At 57.5% G+C, this 19187-nt stretch carries 17 protein-coding genes; 4 read left to right on the plus strand and 13 right to left on the minus strand.

Annotation, left to right across the window (positions count from 1 at the left end):
* Positions 1 to 73: 73 nt before the first annotated feature.
* On the minus strand, positions 74 to 1108 hold the full coding sequence (locus tag BHC62_RS10310) for a histone deacetylase family protein (RefSeq protein WP_070994956.1): 1035 nt from the start codon (positions 1106 to 1108) through the stop codon (positions 74 to 76).
* 120 nt (positions 1109 to 1228) lie between these two features.
* On the opposite strand from BHC62_RS10310, the gene BHC62_RS10315 reads away from it, so the two are divergent.
* From BHC62_RS10315 to BHC62_RS10325, 3 genes are all read left to right on the plus strand, one after another.
* Positions 1229 to 1729 carry an Lrp/AsnC family transcriptional regulator gene (locus BHC62_RS10315; protein ID WP_070994957.1) on the plus strand — a complete coding sequence of 167 codons (501 nt, stop codon included), beginning with the start codon at positions 1229 to 1231 and terminating at the stop codon, positions 1727 to 1729.
* Between the two features lie 98 nt (positions 1730 to 1827).
* The gene (locus tag BHC62_RS10320; protein ID WP_070994958.1) at positions 1828 to 2685 is read left to right on the plus strand and encodes a hypothetical protein; all 858 of its coding nucleotides are present in this window, start codon (positions 1828 to 1830) and stop codon (positions 2683 to 2685) included.
* Positions 2686 to 2751: 66 nt separating this feature from the next.
* On the plus strand, positions 2752 to 3294 hold the full coding sequence (locus BHC62_RS10325) for a hypothetical protein (protein ID WP_070994959.1): 543 nt from the start codon (positions 2752 to 2754) through the stop codon (positions 3292 to 3294).
* 18 nt (positions 3295 to 3312) lie between these two features.
* Here the strand turns inward: BHC62_RS10325 and BHC62_RS10330 are convergent, their stop codons facing one another.
* The 12 genes from BHC62_RS10330 to BHC62_RS10385 form a co-directional block, all read right to left on the minus strand.
* Positions 3313 to 3882 (minus strand): nucleotidyltransferase family protein, encoded by a 570-nt coding sequence (locus BHC62_RS10330; protein ID WP_070994960.1) that lies wholly within the window; start codon positions 3880 to 3882, stop codon positions 3313 to 3315.
* Positions 3883 to 3937: 55 nt separating this feature from the next.
* Positions 3938 to 4417: a VOC family protein gene (locus BHC62_RS10335; RefSeq protein WP_070994961.1), complete on the minus strand. Its 480-nt coding sequence runs from the start codon at positions 4415 to 4417 to the stop codon at positions 3938 to 3940.
* 35 nt (positions 4418 to 4452) lie between these two features.
* On the minus strand, positions 4453 to 4893 hold the full coding sequence (locus BHC62_RS10340) for a hypothetical protein (protein ID WP_070994962.1): 441 nt from the start codon (positions 4891 to 4893) through the stop codon (positions 4453 to 4455).
* Between the two features lie 23 nt (positions 4894 to 4916).
* The gene (locus BHC62_RS10345; RefSeq protein WP_070994963.1) at positions 4917 to 6131 is read right to left on the minus strand and encodes an EAL domain-containing protein; all 1215 of its coding nucleotides are present in this window, start codon (positions 6129 to 6131) and stop codon (positions 4917 to 4919) included.
* A gap of 146 nt (positions 6132 to 6277) precedes the next feature.
* The gene (locus BHC62_RS10350; RefSeq protein WP_070994964.1) at positions 6278 to 8431 is read right to left on the minus strand and encodes an ATP-binding protein; all 2154 of its coding nucleotides are present in this window, start codon (positions 8429 to 8431) and stop codon (positions 6278 to 6280) included.
* Positions 8431 to 9057, minus strand: coding sequence for a response regulator transcription factor (locus BHC62_RS10355; protein ID WP_070994965.1), 627 nt, complete (start codon positions 9055 to 9057; stop codon positions 8431 to 8433). Before BHC62_RS10355 ends, BHC62_RS10350 begins: the two co-directional genes overlap by 1 nt.
* Before the next feature lie 110 nt (positions 9058 to 9167).
* Positions 9168 to 10361 (minus strand): EAL domain-containing protein, encoded by a 1194-nt coding sequence (locus BHC62_RS10360; protein WP_070994966.1) that lies wholly within the window; start codon positions 10359 to 10361, stop codon positions 9168 to 9170.
* A 28-nt stretch (positions 10362 to 10389) separates the two neighbouring features.
* Positions 10390 to 11445, minus strand: coding sequence for a fimbrial protein (locus BHC62_RS10365; protein WP_070994967.1), 1056 nt, complete (start codon positions 11443 to 11445; stop codon positions 10390 to 10392).
* Positions 11442 to 14045, minus strand: a complete 2604-nt coding sequence (locus tag BHC62_RS10370; RefSeq protein ID WP_371128913.1) for a fimbria/pilus outer membrane usher protein — start codon at positions 14043 to 14045, stop codon at positions 11442 to 11444. Before BHC62_RS10370 ends, BHC62_RS10365 begins: the two co-directional genes overlap by 4 nt.
* Positions 14046 to 14060: 15 nt before the next feature.
* Positions 14061 to 14750 (minus strand): molecular chaperone, encoded by a 690-nt coding sequence (locus BHC62_RS10375; RefSeq protein ID WP_070994968.1) that lies wholly within the window; start codon positions 14748 to 14750, stop codon positions 14061 to 14063.
* A gap of 53 nt (positions 14751 to 14803) precedes the next feature.
* Positions 14804 to 15340, minus strand: coding sequence for a fimbrial protein (locus tag BHC62_RS10380; RefSeq protein WP_235861035.1), 537 nt, complete (start codon positions 15338 to 15340; stop codon positions 14804 to 14806).
* A 303-nt stretch (positions 15341 to 15643) separates the two neighbouring features.
* A complete protein-coding gene (locus BHC62_RS10385; protein WP_070994970.1) occupies positions 15644 to 17704 on the minus strand; it encodes a TonB-dependent receptor in 2061 nt (686 codons plus the stop codon).
* A 250-nt stretch (positions 17705 to 17954) separates the two neighbouring features.
* Between BHC62_RS10385 and BHC62_RS10390 the strand changes: the two genes are divergently transcribed.
* Complete coding sequence (locus BHC62_RS10390) at positions 17955 to 19175, plus strand: multidrug effflux MFS transporter (RefSeq protein WP_070994971.1); 1221 nt, start codon at positions 17955 to 17957, stop codon at positions 19173 to 19175.
* Positions 19176 to 19187: the final 12 nt, after the last annotated feature.

Raw genomic sequence — 19187 nt, forward strand, 5'->3', positions numbered from 1 at the left:
AGTTTTGGCAGAAAAATATCGAAGGTTTTTTATTGTTCGGGTCAACGTGGTTCGGACTTTGGGCGTTGAATCCTCAGGCGCGTTGTCTCTCGTAGCCGTGCAGCACATTGACCGCATTGATGCCGATCTCGTCGACCATATAGCCACCCTCCATCACAAACAGCGTGGGCACGCCGACGCTGGCGATGATCTCGCCCATGCCGAGAAAGTCATGGCTTTCCAACAGGAAATGGCTGATGGGATCGTCCTTGAACGTATCGACACCCAGGGAGATCACCAATACTTGCGGGGCAAAGTCGCGCAGTTTTTTACAGGCATCGAGCAACGCGCTTTTGTAGGCCTGCCAACTGGTGTTCTTGGGCAATGGATAGTTCAGGTTGAACCCTTCACCGGCACCCGTGCCCTGCTCCGTATGGAAACCTGAGAAGTACGGATAAGACACCGAAGGCTCGCCGTGCAGGGAGATAAACATCACATCCGGGCGGTCATAGAAGATGTTCTGTGTGCCATTGCCATGGTGAAAGTCCACATCCAGCACTGCCACCCGCTGCGCGCCCTGGGTAATTGCCTGTTGCGCGGCGATGGCGGCGTTGTTGAGGTAGCAATAACCGCCCATGTATTCGCGCGCAGCATGATGCCCAGGTGGGCGGCACAGGGCGAAGGCGCTGTCGTGGCCTTCATCAATCAAGGCCAGGCCTGTAAGCGCAATATCGGCGCTGGTCTTCACCGCGTCCCAGGTGTTGGCGGTGATCGGCGAACCGGCGTCCATGGCAAAGAAGCCGAGCTTGCCATCGATAAAGTCCGGCACCTGTTGATTGGCCAAGTCACGTACCGGCCAGACCAGGGGCAAAGCGTCATGGCTGCGGCCTACGGCTGTCCACTGTGCCCAGGCGGTTTCAAGGAAGGATACGTAGCGCTCGCTGTGGGCGTTGACGTAGCAGGCACGATCAAACGTACGCGGCACGATGATATCGCCCAAGCCGACATGCCTGACCCGATCACGCACGGTATCGGCCCGGCTCGGCTGTTCGAAGGACGGCTTGAGGACACCATCTTTAAGTTCGGTGCCATGGTGCAAACGGTGGGAATCGCTGAAAACAGTCAACATGGGAAGATATCCGCCTAATGAGGTTCAGGCGTCTATTTTGTTCGGGGCTTGAGGGGCTTTCTTTGCTTTTACTTCTCGCAATGCTAGCTTTATCGGGAATATTTCCTCAAAAAAAAGACAATGAAGAAAAATCTATCCAACCGCCCCACGCTTGACGACACCGACCTGGCCATTCTTGCCCTGCTGCAAGAAGACGCGAGCATTTCCAACGCTGAATTGAGCGAACGCCTGTCCTTGAGCCTCACGCCGTGCTGGCGCCGACGCAAACGCCTGGAGGAAGAAGGCGTGATCAAGGATTACCAGGCCAACCTGGACCGTCGCAAGCTGGGGCTGGATATCATGGCATTTGTCCACATCCGCTTCTCCACCCATACCGACCACACGCCCGAGGCCTTCGAGGCCGTGATCAAGCAACTGCCGCAGGTGCAGGCCTGCCACAAAATCACCGGCGATGCCGATTATCTGTTGCAGGTATTGGCCGAAGATCTGGATAGCTACAGCGACTTTGTCGAAAGCGTGCTGCGGCGCCAGTTGGGGATTGCCTCGATCCAGTCGAGCCTGGCGCTGCGCGAGGTGAAGACCACCAGCCGGGTGGCGATTCCAGGGCGTCGGGATAAGTGAGTGTGGGCTGCGAGCCTAAAGACTCACGTTCATCTGCCGATAGCGAAATCCTGACAACGCTTCACTCGTAAGGTCTGTCACTTGCAAAAGGCAATAGGATGAGTATCGGTACCATCGGCACAAAAACAGTCACGCGCACAGGCTCAATGGTAGGGAAGTTCATTCCCTTCATCTATGTTTTCGTTGAAGACAAACTGGCAGAAAAAATTATCGACCTAGTCGTAGATCAGAATTCCAGCGATAGGCCAAAGTCTTCGGTCAAGTGCGTTGTTTCTGGATCCTGGCTCAATCAGGCTGCGTGCATGTATGGTTTCTACACTTACGGTAACGAGTTGGCAGGGACGTACCAAATTCCATTCTTTTCGGCGTTGGCAGTGAATGACGGCGACGTGCCCCAAAAACAACTGGATCAGCGACTAGATGGGGTGATCAAGGGCAGTCTCAACGAGAACCAGGCTACCATCAAGGAAAAAATCAGGGCACACACCACGCAGTTCACGCTCGCGCATTTACTTGGCCCGAACGGCGAAGAAATCAAAGCCTCTCCCGAGTACAACCACAAGCTTTGGTTCGAAGAAATTACCGAACCAATGATTCGCGAACAACATAAAACCGCGCTGGAGCAGCCTGACGCTCTGCTTCGCTTAATCGCGCAGCATGAGATCGAAACGTTGCTGGAGGTCATTGCGTACTCGAAGACCCTCTTCAATCCGAACAGTGCTTCGGTTGAAAGCGAAAAAGTCGACTACCACACTTATTACACATTGCTCAAAGCCTGCACTCCCCGGCGTCCAGACGATGCAATGAACAACATTGAATGGTATGTGCTGCGGGCTATCAAACGTTACAACCGCGCTCAATGGGAGGCTTACACAGGGCATGTCAGGGAGAGGATCGTGGCACTGGCCCTGGATAACTACGAGCGGTTCAAGAACAGCCACTTCGATCTGCGCTGATTGAATCAGCCGTATCCGAAGTATTAAGAACAGTCGATATTTCTGTATTGAAGAGGATAGTTCCAAATGATTTTTCTGGTTATCGCGGCCGTTGGGGCACTGCTTGTTTTTTACAAGCTATGGGCCGCAGTCCCATCAGAGCAAAAGTATGAAAAATTCAGCGCAGTCTCATCTTTTTTCACATTGACGGTTGCCTTTAGTGCGGCATTCGTTGCCTACGATCAGTTGAATGAATCGAAACTGGCTTCGGCCAAGTCCATCTACAAAGACTACATTTCCCTGGCCTTTGCAAACCCGAAATTTTCCGCTGCCTCCTACCCCATTGAGTCTCCGCGATTCGAGAGCTTTAAGCCGGGCAGCGAGGAATATGAACAATATGAGTACTTTGTTGGGTTCTTGCTGTACTCCGCCGAATCGATCTTGCCGCTAGTGGGGGATGATGAAAACTGGTACTCAACCTTGAGCGACCAGTTGATGTACCACGCGCTTTATCTGAAAAGCGGCAAGGCCAATATCGAGAATTACTCACCACAAATCGACAGCATCGTGAATGAAGCAATAAGGCGCTATGAGGAAGAGGCCCTCGAGAAACGCGTACAACCGTCGTAGCCGTGAACGAGTCCGTCTCTACGCAATGTGTGGGTCTTCAATCCTGAGCCATGGCCAGCGAGCCTGATAGCTCCTGGCCTTGTGCTCGAACAGCTCTGGCTGCGGGGTGATGGGGTTGAGCCGAAGTATTCCCTGCTCGGCGTCGGCCAGGCCGTAGGGCGCATAGATTTCCCCCGTGTCCACGGCCAAGGCGATGCAAGTGCCCGCCACCAAGTAGCGATCTACCCCACCCCGGGCTGTGTGCAATTGCGGGTAAGGCATGCCGAACCGCTGCGGATACCAGAGGTGTACACGCGCCTGGTTCTTCACTTCAATGTTTACATCCAGATCGCGCAAGAGCTCGCTGGCGCGCTCAATCACCTCATTCTCGGCTTCCCAGGACATATCGGTGTCAAAGTAGAACACGTCGTAATCCTTCACCCCCCAATCGGGGCTCAGCCCGGCCTGATGATTCCACACCGCCTGGAACAGGCAACCTGCCGTCAGCAGGCATTGGTCCAGGCCAAGGGCTGGCAGGCGCGCCACCAGTTCAGCGTTGATGGGGTTGACCATCGCCAGTTCGACCAGCCTCTGGGCCGTCAATTTCATACGCATTCCCTTGCCGTTACTGCATGTTGAAAACGCAGGTTATACCAGAGTCTCATCAACCCTTGAGCGCCGCCTCAATGCCGGCGATGTCGATTTTCACCATGCCCATCATTGCATTGAATGCGCGCTTGGCCGCCGCGGGGTCGGGATGGATGATCGCTGCCGTGAGCACGCGCGGGGTGATTTGCCAGGACAGGCCCCACTTGTCACGGCACCAGCCACAGGCAACCTCCTCGCCGCCGTTGCCGACAATCGCTTGCCACAGGCGATCCGTTTCGGCCTGGTCGTCAGTGGCCACCTGGAATGAGAACGCCTGGTTGTGCTGGGTACCCGGCCCGCCATTGAGGCCCAGGCACGGGATGCCCATGACGGTGAATTCCACGGTCAGGACATCGCCTTGCTTGCCCGCGGGATAATCGCCCGGCGCTGTGTGCACGGCATCTACGGTGCTGTCCGGGAAGGTGGCGGCGTAGAATCTGGCAGCCTCCAGAGCTGTGCCGTCGAACCAGAGGCAGATGGTGTTTTTGTAGGCCATCGGGATGCTCCAAGAAGGCAATTGACTGTTTCAGTCTAGCCCCTGCAATCCCCTTCACACCTGCGTTGTTCGCAGGATGGCCTGATCGGCTGGAGCGGTGCATCAACCCGGCTCATAACGTGCTCCAAGTTAGACCGATCAGGAACGCCAGAAGCCAGAAAACCATAGCGCTTGAAGCGTATGTTGGTAAATGGAAGCATCTGAAGGACCGAACCTTGATAGATCAGCGAGTGTCTGACGCATGAGTATTCATCCATCAACTGATTGAATCCTGTTCCTGCGTCACCAACGGTCTCTGCATTGATGACCAGCAGGTCAAACACATCCAGCGCGTTGTCCAGCAACGCGATCAATTCTGGCAACGAAGAGACCGGTACGATCCGGTGATATCCCAAAGAACCGAGGTCTTTCTCGATGCTCATTCGCCGCCCTGGATCGGTATCGACCAGCACGATGCGCAAACGCGGATTTGACATGGGAAGCCCCTACTTGCGAATCATCATAGAGTGTTGTGCGACGCCAGCTTCGTTGCCAGCCAGGGCAACACAGATGCAGTGCTCATGGGGCGTGCACAGAGATAACCCTGGCCTTGTTGGCAGCCCAGCTTGAGCAGTTGTTGGCGCTGGCTGTCGTGCTCGACACCTTCGACCACGACCATCATGTCCAGCGCGGTCGCCAATGCCAAGGTGCTGCTGATCACTGCGCGGTTACGGGGGCTGGAATCCAGATCGCGGGCAAAACTGGCGTCTAGCTTGATTTCGGTAAACGGCAACTGGCACAGACGCTCCAGCGAGGAGTAGCCGATGCCGAAGTCATCAATGGACAGGCCGGCACCCATCATCCGCAAGCGGATCAGGGTTTCAAGCACGCCGGGCGAGACCTCCAGCAAGCCGCTTTCGGTGATTTCGAAAGTCAGCCGCGACGCCGGGATGGCGTGGCGCTCCAGCACTTCGCACAGGCGGGGGAGCAAGGATTCGTGAGCCAGTTGCGCGGCTTCCAGATTGAACGCCAGCGACAGCATGTACCCTTGATCCTGTGCCTCCCGCAAGAACGTCAGCGCTTGCTCGAGTAGGGCAAAAAACAACTCATCCATCAAGTCGAACCGGCTGATCAACGGCAGGAAATCCGCCGGGCACAATACGCCGTGCTGTGGATGTTGCCAGCGCGCCAGCACTTCAAGGCTGCCGACTTCGCCCGTCAGTAAATTGAACTTGGGTTGAAGGAAAGCCTGAACTTCAGAACGTGCAATAGCGCGCTCCAGGCAAGCCTTGCTGGCGAGTACATCCCCCGCCTCCCTGGCGACTTGAGACGCAGGAGCCACCGTCGTTTCCAGATAGCGCGTCAACATCGAAGCAATCGCACCCGCTCGCACCGGGACATCGACATAACCCAGGACGCCGACCCCAAGCAGGCCGATCATGCGTTCGATGGCGTCATGCAGATCCTGGGTGTGCCCACTGCAGATGATGGCGGACTTGACCTGAAGAGTGCGACTGAGCACTTCAAGGACCGTCAACCCTTGCATACCCTCTTTCTTCAAGGTGCAGAGCACGATATCCACCGGCCCTGCACGATCAAGCAACGCGAGCGCAGCGGCCAGATCGGCCGCAGCCATCACCCAATCACACCCCGCCTCCTTAAATGCCTGAGTAGCTACCAGTTGCTTGAAGGGATGCTCCTCGACGACCAGAACGCGGATGGGAAGAAAGGACATGACAAATCACACATGAGATGGGAATGCGCCCATTCTCACGGCGCCTCTTGCCGGCGTATCTAGGAAGACTCCTAAATGGAAATAGAAAACTCCATGCATTTATCGGAAGTTTCCGGTGATGGATGGAAAGTTCTCCAAAACCGACTTCAGCCTAATCTTTTGAGCTCCGCGCTCAGTGTCACCATGGCTTGTGTCAAGGCCGTGACGGCGGTTTCAAGCTGGGCCGGCTCCCTGATTTGGCAAGCCGCCTCCAGGCGGGTGCAGTGGATGATGACGTTTTGCCCACCCACGATCCTGCCCCCCCCCTTGACCCGATGAGCCAGCTCGGCAAGCACTTTAAGATCTCCTGTGCCATAGCCTTCGAGCAATCGCACCCTGTCGCTGTCCAGGCTGTCTGCCAGGTCCCGCACCAGCGTGCTGATTGCCTGTTCGTCGCCTCTAGCCAATTGCCTCAAGGTACTCAGATCAAGTGTCTGGCCTTGTCCCAACTGCGCCACCTGAAGTTCGGCCGCCAGTGTCCTGGGGCGAGCCGATACCAGGCGCTCGCTCAGATCGCGAAGGCTGATGGGCTTGAACAGGCAGTCGTCCATGCCGGAATCCAGGCAGCGCTGTTTCTCTTCCGGCAGCGCATTAGCGGTAAGGCCGATAATCAGGCAACGGGGCAACTGCAAGCGCGCCTCTTCTGCGCGGATAGCGCTAGCCAGGTCATAACCGTTCATTATCGGCATATGGCAATCGGAGATCACCACATCAAAGGCGCCCTTGCGCCAAGCGCGCAACCCATGGGCGCCGTCCTCGGAATCACTGACATCGTGCCCCAGGTAAGTCAGTTGCTGGGACAGCAGCACACGGTTGGCCGGGTAATCATCTACCACCAGCGCCCGCAGACGTCTGGCGGGTTGCACCGGCTCAACCAGAGGTACAGCTGCCGGTGCTACCGGCTCAAGGATCGGCAACCTTAGCGCCACCGAGACATCGGTACCCCCTCCCAGGCTGCTGGTTAGGGACAACTGGCCATGCATCATCTCGCACAAGGTACGGGTAATCGTCAGACCCAGACCGGAGCCAGTACGCATCGTATCAGCAGGGTTGCCCACCTGGCTGAATGGGCTGAACAATCGGGCCTGATCGTCCTGGGAAATACCGATCCCGGTGTCCATGACGTTGAAGATCAGGTCCAACTCCTCGCCGCCCCCGACCACGACACAACGTAGTGAGAAGCGCACTTCGCCGATAACGGTGAACTTGATCGCATTGCTCAGCAGGTTCGAGAGGATTTGCTTGAGGCGCAGCGAATCCACCCACACGTCGCAGTCGGCGCGACTGTCGAGTTCGACCCGCAGGTCCAGGAATTTTTGCTGTGCCACCCCGTCGAAAATTCGTGCCACCGAACGAGACAACTCCTGCAGATTCACCCGCCCCGGAGCCAGGTTCAATTGCCCGGACTCAATGCGCACAATGTCGAGGATATCGCCGATCAGGTCCACCAGGCCGTTGGCGGCGCTAGACGCGACGTCCAGCGAAACCTGGTCGACAATCCCCTGTTCGGCACGTTTGGATGCCATTTCCAGCATGCCCAGCACCGCGTTCATCGGCGTGCGGATCTCATGGCTCATGGTTGCCAGGAAAGTCGTCTTCGCCTTGTTGGCATCCTCGGCTTCCTTTTGCGAGGCTTTGAGCTGGTCAACCAATTGCTGACGGTCGCTGACATCGATCCACCCCGCCATCACACCGATCGCGTTGCCTTGGGTATCAAAGCACGGAAATATCCAGTGAAAAATCGCTACCGTCTGACCAAAGGGTGCGACCAGGATCCCGCCGCCGATTTCAGGCAAGCGATTGCGCATCACTTTGAGGTAGAACGCATGATATTGCGCGGCCTCATCCGGGGCCATGTGTTTGCCGTCGGTTACCTTCTTGCCCAGCAACTGATCCAGGTCCGTGGACAGGAAATCTAGATAGCTGTCGTTGCACGCAACCAGCCGCCCCTGAGCGTCACGGATAAATACCGGCTGTGGTGTGTTATCGAGCATTGATCGCATTGCGGCCACTTGGGCGGCCAGTACTCGGTTGCCATCCAGCCTGCGCCGTCGCCAGAACACACAGGCACCATGCCAGCAAACTATCGAGACAAGACTGGTCAACGCCATGAGCAGGTAGAACCCTGTGTCGGCGCCGGTGTGCACTTTGAAGCTCAAATCAAATTCATGGGGGCCGACCGACGCTGACAGCGTCTCGCCCTGGGCCAAAGGCAGACTGGCCAGCAGTGTGGCGGCGAGAAAAAACCTGACGCGGCTCATCACACAATACTGTTGCGCTTGGCCACTTCCGCCAGCGAAACTACTGAGGTGACCTCAAACCGCTCCAGCAGCCGGGTTTTATAGGTGCTGATGGTTTTGTTGCTGAGCAGCATTGAATCGCCTATTTCCTTGTTGCTGCGGCCCTGCGCCAGGTGCTTGAAAATCACCAACTCGCGGTCCGACAGGCTGTCGATGACCCGAGCCTCATCAATCTCATTGTCGCTGCGGCGCACCGAACCGATGGTCAGGTTGGGAAAATGGGTGTAACCAGACATCAGCACATTGACCGCACGCTGTAAGTCATCCAGATCATCGACCTTGGACAGAAAGCCCGCCGCACCGGCCACCATGCAGCGCTTGAGGTACAAAGCAGGTTCCAGGGAAGTGAGGACCAGAATCCGCGTGCCAATATTCAAGTCGACAATCCGGCGTATGGCCTCCAGACCATCGAGCTTGGGCATCGAGATATCCAGCACAACCAGATCAGGCTGCAACTGGCGAGCCTGCTGCACGGCATCCGCACCGTCGGCGGCCTCGACGATCACGTCAAAATGCTCGTACTGCAAGACCATTTTCACGGTTGCACGCACGATGGGATGATCATCCACGACCAACGCTTTACGCATAGTTACCTCACTTATCCAATTTGCCAAAGTGACAAAGACGTCGAGGGAGGAATATCAAGTGACGGGAATGCCGTACAAGCATAGTCCGCTCCACATCGGCCCTATTATTTTTATTCAACAGCGGGTGCGGTACTGCCCAACCAGTGCAGGAGCCGTTTGGCCGTCATCGGCTTGGCTAGGTGAAACCCCTGGGCAAATGTGCCGCCCATGGCAATCACAGTATCCTGGATAGCTTGGCTGCTGACACCTTCGACCATCAGGCTCATGCCAACGGCCCTGGACAGGGCAACGCTGGTTGCCAGCATCGCCCGACTGTTTTCGTCCGACAGCTCCTCAACCAATGAAGCGTCGAGTTTGAGTTGGTTGAACGGCAGTTGGCAGAGCAAGGTCAGGGAAGAAAACCCCACGCCGAAATCATCGATGGACAAACCACACCCCAACCCCTTTAGACGCAATAGGCTGGCCATGGTCGCCAGGCTCATGTCCAGCAAACCGTTTTGGGCTATCTCAAACGACACCGCACTGCCCGGCAACTTGCGCTCGATCAAGGCGGCCTCGACGTAGCTCGGCAGATCGAAGCTGGCCAACTGCGAAGCATGCAGGTTAAACGCCACTTCCAGATGCCTACCGCCCTGCCCCAAGGCATCGAGCAAATCCAGGCCCTGGCTAAACACCTGCTTGAACATGTCATCGATCAAGTCGTACGCCAGCACCGCCGAGAGAAAATCCCTAGGCAACAACACCCCGCGACTGGGGTGTTCCCAACGCACCAGCGCCTCGACGCCACACAATGCCTCGCGCCGCAGATCAAACTTGGGCTGGAACCAGGCGTTGAACTGCCCGGCGGCAAGGCCTTGCCTGACTTCGTACTCGGTGGGCAGCTTGAACAGGATCGCTGGGAGCGTATGGGACATGGTTTTACGGCGGATATAGTGAGTCAAAATCAAATGCCACTGCTGGACGGGTGCATCCGGCCCGACCACACCCGCCAGGCTGATCCTGGCGAATAGATTGATCCGCTCCAAGGCGCGATGCAGTTGCGGTGCAAGCGCCGAGCACAGCACCACGGCACTGACCAGACCGTCCCTGGCAGCCGCCAGCAGAAAGTCGAAACGCGCCAATGTGTCGTTGTTGAGTTCACATACTACAATGTCCACACCGTCAACCTGGCGCAGGATCGCCATCGCCTTATCGCAGTGGCTGGCCTGATAGACCGCCCGCGTGCCCAGCGCGCCGAGTGATGCAACCTTGAGCTTGCGCGAAGACAGCTGGGCATCGAGCACCAGTACTCGCAACGACATCATTGAACGCACTCCAGACAGATCAGGCCGATTACTTGAAGGTGATATCCACGGTCGCGGAGGCCGTGAAAGGCCCCACCCTGGGGGTTGTACTGAGCCATTTTAGCCCGGCCGTGAAACGGTTTTGCACCACGGTGCCATTGACCAGGCCCAGGTCGACGATACGGTTCATGACAATCGGCACAGTGGGTGCCGTCGCCCGCGCCAACACGATGCCAAAGCCACTGTTGCTGGCAGGCAGGATGGTGGTCTGGTCGCGAACTGTGTAAGTGGTACTGAACGCCGCCTGCATCGTCGCGCCAGGGCAGGCCTGGCCATTATCGACACTGCTCATGTTCACGTTGACCGAGAATGGCACCTGTTTTTCTATCTTGTTGAGCACCGCGTTCTTCTGTGAGATAGACCCAAAGCCAACGGTTGCACCGCTGTTTCCGGTGACGGTGATGGTCGGCTGGCAGGACGTGAACGACACAGTGTTGAGGCCTGACAGTGTGGTTGCAAAATTGCTGGCCGGTAAGTTGCCAAACGTATCGTTGCCTCCTGCCAGCCTGAGCACTGTCAGGGTGCCAGGGTTGGCTATTTTGCCGCTGCCCGGCGGGGTTATTCCGGTCAACTTAACGTGCACCTGAAATGACACACTGATGGGTAGCGCGTAGTAACGGTTGTAACCAGTCATTGTGCTGCCTGGCTCGCAGAACGGCGTGCAGTTTACGGCCGTCCCAAGGTTGATTCTGGAGCCGTGGGAAGCCTTGGTGTTGCGCCCCAGATAAGTCACACCGACTTCCAGGGACCGATCCAGCCCTGACACCGTGCTGATTGGATCTAGAAAAAAAAACGCCTTGAGTGTGTCTTCATTCAGACTGTTTGGCCGTTCAGAACACATAAACTGCCGACTTATCGTTGCCGAGCGCCAGATCTCCGCACCGGCCCTCACCTGGGCTGGCGTGACCTTTATCGCACCCATGTTAAGTACCTCGGTGGAGCCGCCGAGAGCAGTGCTGCAGGTCATGGACAAAGCCACTTGGGACCAGCACATAGCCAATAACAGAGCCAGCAACTTCAGGGTATTTTCAAACGTAGACTTCATGGCAGCGGTGCCTCGGGGACGGTGTTGCAGATCAGTGAAACGGTGTCATAGCCCTGGGTAGGTTGCGCCATGTTGCCGGGATTGCCCGGCAACACTAATGAACAGGCGTCCCCTGCCCCGCTGCCCCACTTCACCAGCAGGCGGTCGCCATCGGCGACACCGGAAATAAAGATTTCGCCATCAGTGCCCACCACGCCGTTGCTTCTGCCGTCATGGCCAAACACGGTAGCGCCTATCGGCGGGACCGAGCCGTCGGGACGCTTGCTGTGCACCAACACGTTACGGCCTTGGTGGGTATCAAACTTGACGCGTACGATCGCACCGCGGGTGGGCACCACATCTCGTGCTGGCATGGGGATTTCCAGGCCCGCACCGATATCTTCGGTGCGCAGGCCCACGCGGTTCTGCCGGTAAGGCATCGCGGATGTCATCACTGCAAAGCCGGATTTGTCGATAGCGGCGCCACCCTGGTTGTCCAGGCCCACGCCCTCGGCACCTTTGGCCTCCACCAGCACCAGGGTGTTATGCAACGGCTGGGTCAAAGTCGCACCGCCTTCATGTACCACCAGACCGCCCGCCATACCCAGGGATGTCTGCTGGTATTGGCGACCGTAGCTGTGGTTGAAGTCCACGTTTCCTTTGCTGCCCTGGTAACCGAGGTTCACCGAACTGTTGCTGCCTGCCTGCGCGTTATGGCTGACCTGGGCGCCATAGTTCAAACGACTGTCATCAAGCAGCGTGCCATTGATGCCGGTGTTGTAGGTCGTGCCTGTGCGCTTGGTATGGCTGACGCTGGAACTGGAGTTGATGTAGCGCCCACCCGTTCCTAATGGCAGCGACAGCGTGAGATTCACACTGCGCTCGCCATAGACCATATTGCTGCGGGTGTCCTGGACGAACAGGCCGTAACTGATGTTTTTATAGGCACTATTGAAACCAGCCTGCACAGTCCGGTCCTGCCCGACCTCGCCCCAGTAACTCTGATTGCTGATATTGAGGTAGAGACTGGAAACATCACCGATTCTCTGGTTCACCGACAGGTCCAGACGCTGGCGTTTGTTGTTGAAACTGCTGGCGTAGTAGCTGCGCTGGCGCGCCTCGGTCCATTCGGGCACGCCACGGTAGTTCTGGCTGTCGTCCAGGTAGTCATGGCGGTATACACCCGAGTCCCAGCGGTCACGCTCGGCTACAGCGTCGTTGAAGTCGTAGTAGCCGGCCGTGGAATAGCGGTAGCCGGCCAGGCGGAACTCGGTGCCCAAAGTGTTCAAGGACTTGGAGTACAGAAAGCGCACGCTTTGCCCGCGCTTGTTATCCCCGCTGGCAAGATCCGTATCCGACAACGACAGGTCGAGGGACAACGCCCCCCAGGCGCCCAGGTTCTTGCCGACGCCCACAACCCCGGCCCGGTAGTTCTGCGCCACCAGCACACCACCATAGGGCGTGATATCTCGCGATAAGCCTCGGGCCACGCCTGCCTGGATAAAGTTCGGCTGGTACTGGCTACGCCCGTCACGGTAACGGCCCAGATTCAGTTGGTAGTCGGTGATACCGTCGCGCAGCATGTTGGGCACGGCCGAGTAAGGTACGGTAAACACCTTTTTCGTACCGTCGGCCTCGATCACACTGACCTGCAAGTCACCGCTGAGGGTGCCGGGATACACATCGTTCAAGGCAAAGGGGCCAGCAGGCACTTGTGTACTGTAGACGGTGTAGCCGTTCTGACGGATTTCGACCCGGGCATTGCTGGCCGCCACGCCGCGAATCACCGGGGCATAGCCACGCAGGCTTTCCGGCAGCATTTCGCTGCTGCTTGCCAACTGCACGCCGCTGAACGAGAAGCTATCGAAAATGACGTTACCGGTACTGCCCTGGCCGATCATCAAGCGGCTGCGCCAGGACACAATATCGGTCTCTGCCCACGTCGCGATGTTACGCCACTGCGTACCTGCTTCAGGTTGCCGATCAACCGTAGAATCATTGCGCAGACGCCATGGCCCCAGGTTGATGCCACTGTTGACGCTGGCGAAATAGTAATCCGCCTTGGCATTGGTTCCGTTGAAGCGGTTACGGCTTTGGGTGCCATTGAGGTTGTAGTTCAGATAGCCAGCGTTGATGCCCTGGTCGTACAGCTTCGTAGACACCGCCCCCTGCGGACGTGCGATCAGATGGGTCTGCGGAACATATAGGTCAAGGCGGTGAACCCCGGCATCAATCGCCATTTTCACCTCGCCCATGGTACTCACCAAGTCATAACAACCTGGCTGCTCATTGGCCACTGGCAACCGCACGCCGTACTCGCGGTAATCCTCCATGCTCAGGCATGGGGCAACTGCCGAGTCCTTCTCGCGACGGGCAAACGTCAGTTCACGTTGATCGATCTGCTGGTCGTTAAGATAAATATCAAACAAGTAAGTGCCGGGCAGAATGTCATCGCCGGCAGCCAACTGGCTGACCATTTCAACCGCGGCATCACCCCGTATAAAAGAGGCATTATATTGCTCTTGCGCAGCGGAAATTTTGCTCAGTAACAGACAAGTCAAACATAACCCCGCCTGACGACCGGCCACACTTATGCGCGTTGAGATAAACACCACGACCACTACCTCATGACAGACTTAACGATCGAGCCTAATGTCTTTGATTTCGGTGTGACCACCGTAGTCATTGATAAAACTGAATGAAAGTTCGCGGGCCATTCGGCATGCGGGCGGCAATGCAATACGCAAGTTGCCCAGAGGCATCAACATGTCACCATTGAGGGAACACCCGAGCTGACCGTTTTTCGCGAAGTTCAGAGTCCCCAGAGTGACATGGGCCGGCCCGTTGTTAGTCACCACGACGCCGTCACCGTGCCGCTGCCACTTAAGGGCTTGCGCCTGCTTGTACAAATCAATCTTCAGCGCTGCCGGGCGGTAGAACAGCTTGATCCGTGTGCGAATGGCAACCTGCAACACGTTCTCCACTTTCGGTGCCGGTGGTATCTCCTGAACATTAATCCAGAACAACGACTCTTTATCTTGCGGCAAGCCCTGGCCGGAGTAGATAAACCGCAGGACAGCCTCCTTTTTCGAAGCCAACTTTAAGATGGGCGGCGTTACCACTATTGGCAACCCTTTGGGATTTTGCGTTGAATCACCAGTATCCAACCAGCTTTGCACCATATAGGTATCGTCACTGTCGTTTTTAATCGACAGCGAGGAAGACTGATTGCCACCGTTATAAATTACGCGTGTTGCATCAACCTGGATGCCAGCATAAGCGCTCATCGAAAACATAAGCAGGGGAAAACAAGTTAAAACTTTCATAACAACTACTCATGATGACGATGAGCCTTTCACGCCCCATCAGAACCAGCGATTTACTTGTATTGAATGGTAAACGTGGCGTTGGAGTTGGCCTGGCCCGCTGTCACTACATCCTGGAATGAGCGGTAACGGGCCCGCAGGTTGAATGTCGCAGCCCCCGGGCTGGTGCCGGTGGCCGCAATGGTGACACTGGCCGGGGCAGCCACGTCCTGGGTGATGGGGACGATGGCGCTGTTGTTATCGAGAATTTCCACGCCTACGCCCTTCGCGCCCCCAGTAACAGCCAGCAGGTCCGGATTACCGGTCGGGGTATTGCCGTCAAAACGCAGGGAGTAGTCACCGGCCTCGCATTTTTCCAGGCTGATGGTGAACGCCTTGGCGCCACTGGTTGCACCGGTCTTGGGGAAGGCACTGGTCGGGTATTTGCCCAAGACCACGGTTTTGGTTTGATCACCGGAAACAACCGCGCAGGTCGACTGGACAATCTCCCCTGTGAAATTCACGGTGCCGTTGGCAGCGCTAGCAGTCTGCAGCGAGCCGGCAATCAACAGGCCGGCCATTGGCAATAACACTTTGCTTAAAGTTTTCAAGGTGGGGCTCCGCTTTCTCTATGAACAAGGCCTCTTGCGCAGGTCGTTGTGTGTCAACACCGTGACTTGTCGCAGGAGCTTTCTTTGCCTGGAGAATGCTAAACACCACCGATCGGGCAGCCCACGGAACGCTTCCGACAAAAGTCTCGGAAATTTCCTTGCCGCCCTGCTGAAAAGAGAACGCATGGGCGAAATTGCATCGCCCACTGATCGATGCACGCGTCGGAACTTTGTATGTGCTGAAAAAACAGGCTACGCCGTCGATCCCTGAGGGAGTGAGGGAGTAGCCTGTCTTCCTTGTCACTACATGTCGTAGCGCAACACCAGCCCAACCGTACGTGGCGCTCCCACATCGACGATATCGCCGCTGCGGTTGTTGGTGATGTACTCCTTGTCAAAAGCGTTTTTCACGAAGCCGGAAACCGCAACATTCTTGGTGACTTTGTACTCGGTGTTGAAGTTGACCAGCCAGTAGCTGTCGCTCCGGCGCTCGCCCGTGACCTGGCCTGCGGTATCGAACTCATACTCCGAGGGCGCGGTGCTCTGGTACACCAGGTCGGTGTTCAGGGTCAGGCGGTCATTCCAACGGTAGATGCCACCCAGGGACAGTTTGTACTTGGGTGAATAGAGGAACTCCTCGCCGCTCATATCGCGACCATCACCTGTCACAAAGTCCTTGTACTTGCCCGCGGTGATAGAGCCACCCGCCGTCAGGGTCAACTGCTCGCCGAGGTCTTTTTCGACAGATACTTCCAGGCCCTTGATATCGCTGCTGCCGGCGTTGAACACCTGGACGAAGTCGGTGTTGCGCTCGAGCGCGCTGACCTGCTGGTCTTTCCAGTCGGTGTAGTACAGGTTGGCGCGGGTGCGCAGGGTCTTGTCGAAGAACGAGCCACGGTAGGACAGCTCGTAGTTGGTGGTGTATTCCGGGTCATAACCTTCGTGGCCGCCACCGGCACGCACGTTGACGCCGCCTCCGCGATAGCCCTTCTGCACCATCACGCCCAGGTACTGGTTGGCGGCCAGTTCATAGTCCAGGCCCAGTTTCGGCAGGAGCGCATCAAACGACTTGCTGAGCTTGCCGGGGCTGGAGAAATCGTCTTGCTTGATATCGGTGTCGTTGGTCTCGTGGTCGTAGCGCAGGCCGGTGATCAAGGTCCAGCGCGGGGCGAATGTCCAGTTGATTTCACCAAACACGGCCTTGCTTTCAATGGTCGTATCGCCCTTGGCGGTACCGAACAGAAGGTTGTTGAACAACAGGCGGTCGTGGAAGTTGTTGGTGTTGTGGCCGTAGTAGGCACCGACAAAACTCTTCACCGTATCGCCGCTGTAGTTCAGGCGCAGTTCCTGGCTGAACAGGTCGCCGTCCTGTTTGCGCAATACCACTTGGTTGGCGTCGGCCGACTGGTCGAAATCCAGGCGCGCGTCGTAGTCCGAGCGGGTATTGGCGGTCAGGCTGGTCAGCGACCAGTTGTCGTCCAGGCGATAGTCCACCTTGGCGCTGAGCGTGTCCTGCCCAAGCTTGTCATAGGCCTTGGTGTTGGAGGTCATCTTGTAATAGCGGACCTTGTCGTTCTGGCGCATCGCCGAGTTATCGCCCTTGCGGCTTTCACTGTGGGCGTAAGTCAGCAGCACATCCAGGTCATCGTTGGGTAGGATCAACAGCTTGCCCCGGGCATTGCCGGTGCGTGTGGGGTTGGCGTCGTCATGCAGGGCGACGTTGTCGATATAGCCGTCACCCTCTTGGTAATCCACGGCAATACGCCCGGCGATCTTGTCATCGACCAACGCCCCGCCACCGGCCACTGCCGCACCGCGCTCGCCATAGCTGCCCATGTTGGTGCGTGCAGAAAAACTCGGCTCGAAGGTGGGGTTGCGGGTCTGGATTACCACCGCACCGGCCAGGGAATTACGGCCCTGGGTGGTGGATTGCGGGCCGAGGAACACTTCGATCTGGTCGACGTCCCACAGCGGCATCGGGCTGAGGGTCAGGGCGCGGTTGGGTTGCACGGCGCCGTCGACAAATACTGAAACCGCACCGTTGAGCGTGGCGGGCCCCTGGTCGTCGAAACCGGACACGGGCACGCCGCGAATACCCCAGTTTTCGTTGCCGGACTGGTTGTACACGCCTGGCGTACGCGCGAATACGTCCACCAGGTCACGGTCCTGCTTTTCACGCAGTTGCTGGTCGGTGACCACCACCACGCTCGACTGGGTCTGCTCCAGGCTGCGGTTGATCTTTTCACCGGTGACGGTGATCGGTGCAATCTCCAGCGCGCTCGCAGGTTCTGCGGCCCACGCACCGTTGCACAGGTAGATCGCCGAGCCAACAGCCACTGCCATTGTCGTTTTCTTGAAATTCACGTCCTGCTCCCTACGCCGTTTTTTTTGTTTGTTCTAATGCCCAGAACGCTGCTCGTGCACAGCTGGCGGGAGTCTAATCCAATCAAAAAACTAAAGAAACATAATTGATAACAACTCTCATTCGCTCGCTCGGATTGCACTGTGTATGTGCAAATCCTCCCGAGTACTGGGGCGTTGACCGATTTAAGAGGTGTCGCTATTATGCGAAAACCTACCGACCGGTAGGCTGTTTTTTTTCGTTGGAGACGCTATGAATTCGCAACCCACCCACAGGGTCGCCCTGAGGCTGGCTATTGGCCTGGGACTGATCGGCGCCCTTGGCCCTTCGGCTGTCGATATGTACCTGTCGAGCCTTCCCGAAATTGCCCGCGAATATCAGAGCAGCTTCGCCAGCGTGCAGTTGACCCTGACGTTCTTCCTTCTGGCCATGGGTGCCGGCCAGTTGATCTTCGGGCCCATCGTCGACGCCTATGGGCGCCGCCGGCCCCTGCTGGCCGGCCTTGTGGTGTTTACCATGTGCTCATTGGGTGCCGCATGGGCGCCGACACTTGAAACGCTGATCGCCCTGCGCTTCGTGCAGGGGCTTGGCAGCGCCCTGACGCTGGTGGTGATCATGAGCATGGTGCGGGACGTCAGCGAAGGCGTGGCGGCGGCCAAGCTCTTCGCATTGCTGATGACCATCGAAGGCGTCGCGCCCATCTTCGCCCCGGCACTGGGCGGGGTTATCGACACTCACTACGGCTGGCGTGCGGTGATGCTGGTGCTCGCTGCATTTGGCCTGGCGGTGCTGGGCAACAGTTGGCTGTCGCTGCCGGAAACCCTGCCCGCCAGCCAACGCGAGCCGTTACGCCTGGGCGCCGCCTGCCGCACGTACCTGACGATCGCCAGAGACCGACACTTCTTGCGTCCGACCCTGGCCGTGGCCGCAGTTTTCTTCTTTCTGTTTGCCTACATCGGCGGGGCGACACTGGTCTACCAGCAGACCTACGGCCTCAGCCCGCAAGCCTTTGGCATGCTGTTCGGCGTCACCGGGGTAGCCATCCTGATCGGGGCAATGAGCGCCGGGAAACTGGTCAGCCGGCTTGGCTTGGGCCGCCTGTCACTAATCGGCGTGTTTAGCATGGCCGCTGGCTCGGCAATCGCGGTGGCATCCACCCTGACCTACGTGGGTCTGCCCGGTATAGTGGCGGGCATGGCCCTTGCCCTGTTTGGCCTGGGCATCGCCGAGTCCACGCTGATGTCACTGGTGATGTCCTCGCAAAAGCGCGCACTGGGCTCCACCGCTGCACTGCTGGGCGCGTTCCAACTGTCCGTTTCCGCCAGCGCGACGCCATTGTCGGCATTGGCGCTGACCTATGGACCGGTGGCTTGGACCGCACTGCTGCTGGCCAGTGCATTGCTGACCTGCCTGCTGACGACAATCAGCCTCCCCCGAGGAGCGGGCGAAACCTTTGACCTGGCCGGGCACTGATTAAGGAAGAAC

The sequence above is a fragment of the Pseudomonas sp. 06C 126 genome (genome assembly GCF_001855215.1).
In the GTDB taxonomy this organism is placed as follows: domain Bacteria; phylum Pseudomonadota; class Gammaproteobacteria; order Pseudomonadales; family Pseudomonadaceae; genus Aquipseudomonas; species Aquipseudomonas proteolytica.

Coding starts and splice junctions, on each gene's coding strand:
- BHC62_RS10310 (WP_070994956.1), bottom strand. CDS start 1,108: ATGTTGACTGTTTTCAGCGATTCCCACCGTTTGCACCATGGCACCGAA.
- BHC62_RS10315 (WP_070994957.1), top strand. CDS start 1,229: ATGAAGAAAAATCTATCCAACCGCCCCACGCTTGACGACACCGACCTG.
- BHC62_RS10320 (WP_070994958.1), top strand. CDS start 1,828: ATGAGTATCGGTACCATCGGCACAAAAACAGTCACGCGCACAGGCTCA.
- BHC62_RS10325 (WP_070994959.1), top strand. CDS start 2,752: ATGATTTTTCTGGTTATCGCGGCCGTTGGGGCACTGCTTGTTTTTTAC.
- BHC62_RS10330 (WP_070994960.1), bottom strand. CDS start 3,882: ATGAAATTGACGGCCCAGAGGCTGGTCGAACTGGCGATGGTCAACCCC.
- BHC62_RS10335 (WP_070994961.1), bottom strand. CDS start 4,417: ATGGCCTACAAAAACACCATCTGCCTCTGGTTCGACGGCACAGCTCTG.
- BHC62_RS10340 (WP_070994962.1), bottom strand. CDS start 4,893: ATGTCAAATCCGCGTTTGCGCATCGTGCTGGTCGATACCGATCCAGGG.
- BHC62_RS10345 (WP_070994963.1), bottom strand. CDS start 6,131: ATGTCCTTTCTTCCCATCCGCGTTCTGGTCGTCGAGGAGCATCCCTTC.
- BHC62_RS10350 (WP_070994964.1), bottom strand. CDS start 8,431: ATGAGCCGCGTCAGGTTTTTTCTCGCCGCCACACTGCTGGCCAGTCTG.
- BHC62_RS10355 (WP_070994965.1), bottom strand. CDS start 9,057: ATGCGTAAAGCGTTGGTCGTGGATGATCATCCCATCGTGCGTGCAACC.
- BHC62_RS10360 (WP_070994966.1), bottom strand. CDS start 10,361: ATGATGTCGTTGCGAGTACTGGTGCTCGATGCCCAGCTGTCTTCGCGC.
- BHC62_RS10365 (WP_070994967.1), bottom strand. CDS start 11,445: ATGAAGTCTACGTTTGAAAATACCCTGAAGTTGCTGGCTCTGTTATTG.
- BHC62_RS10375 (WP_070994968.1), bottom strand. CDS start 14,750: ATGAAAGTTTTAACTTGTTTTCCCCTGCTTATGTTTTCGATGAGCGCT.
- BHC62_RS10390 (WP_070994971.1), top strand. CDS start 17,955: ATGAATTCGCAACCCACCCACAGGGTCGCCCTGAGGCTGGCTATTGGC.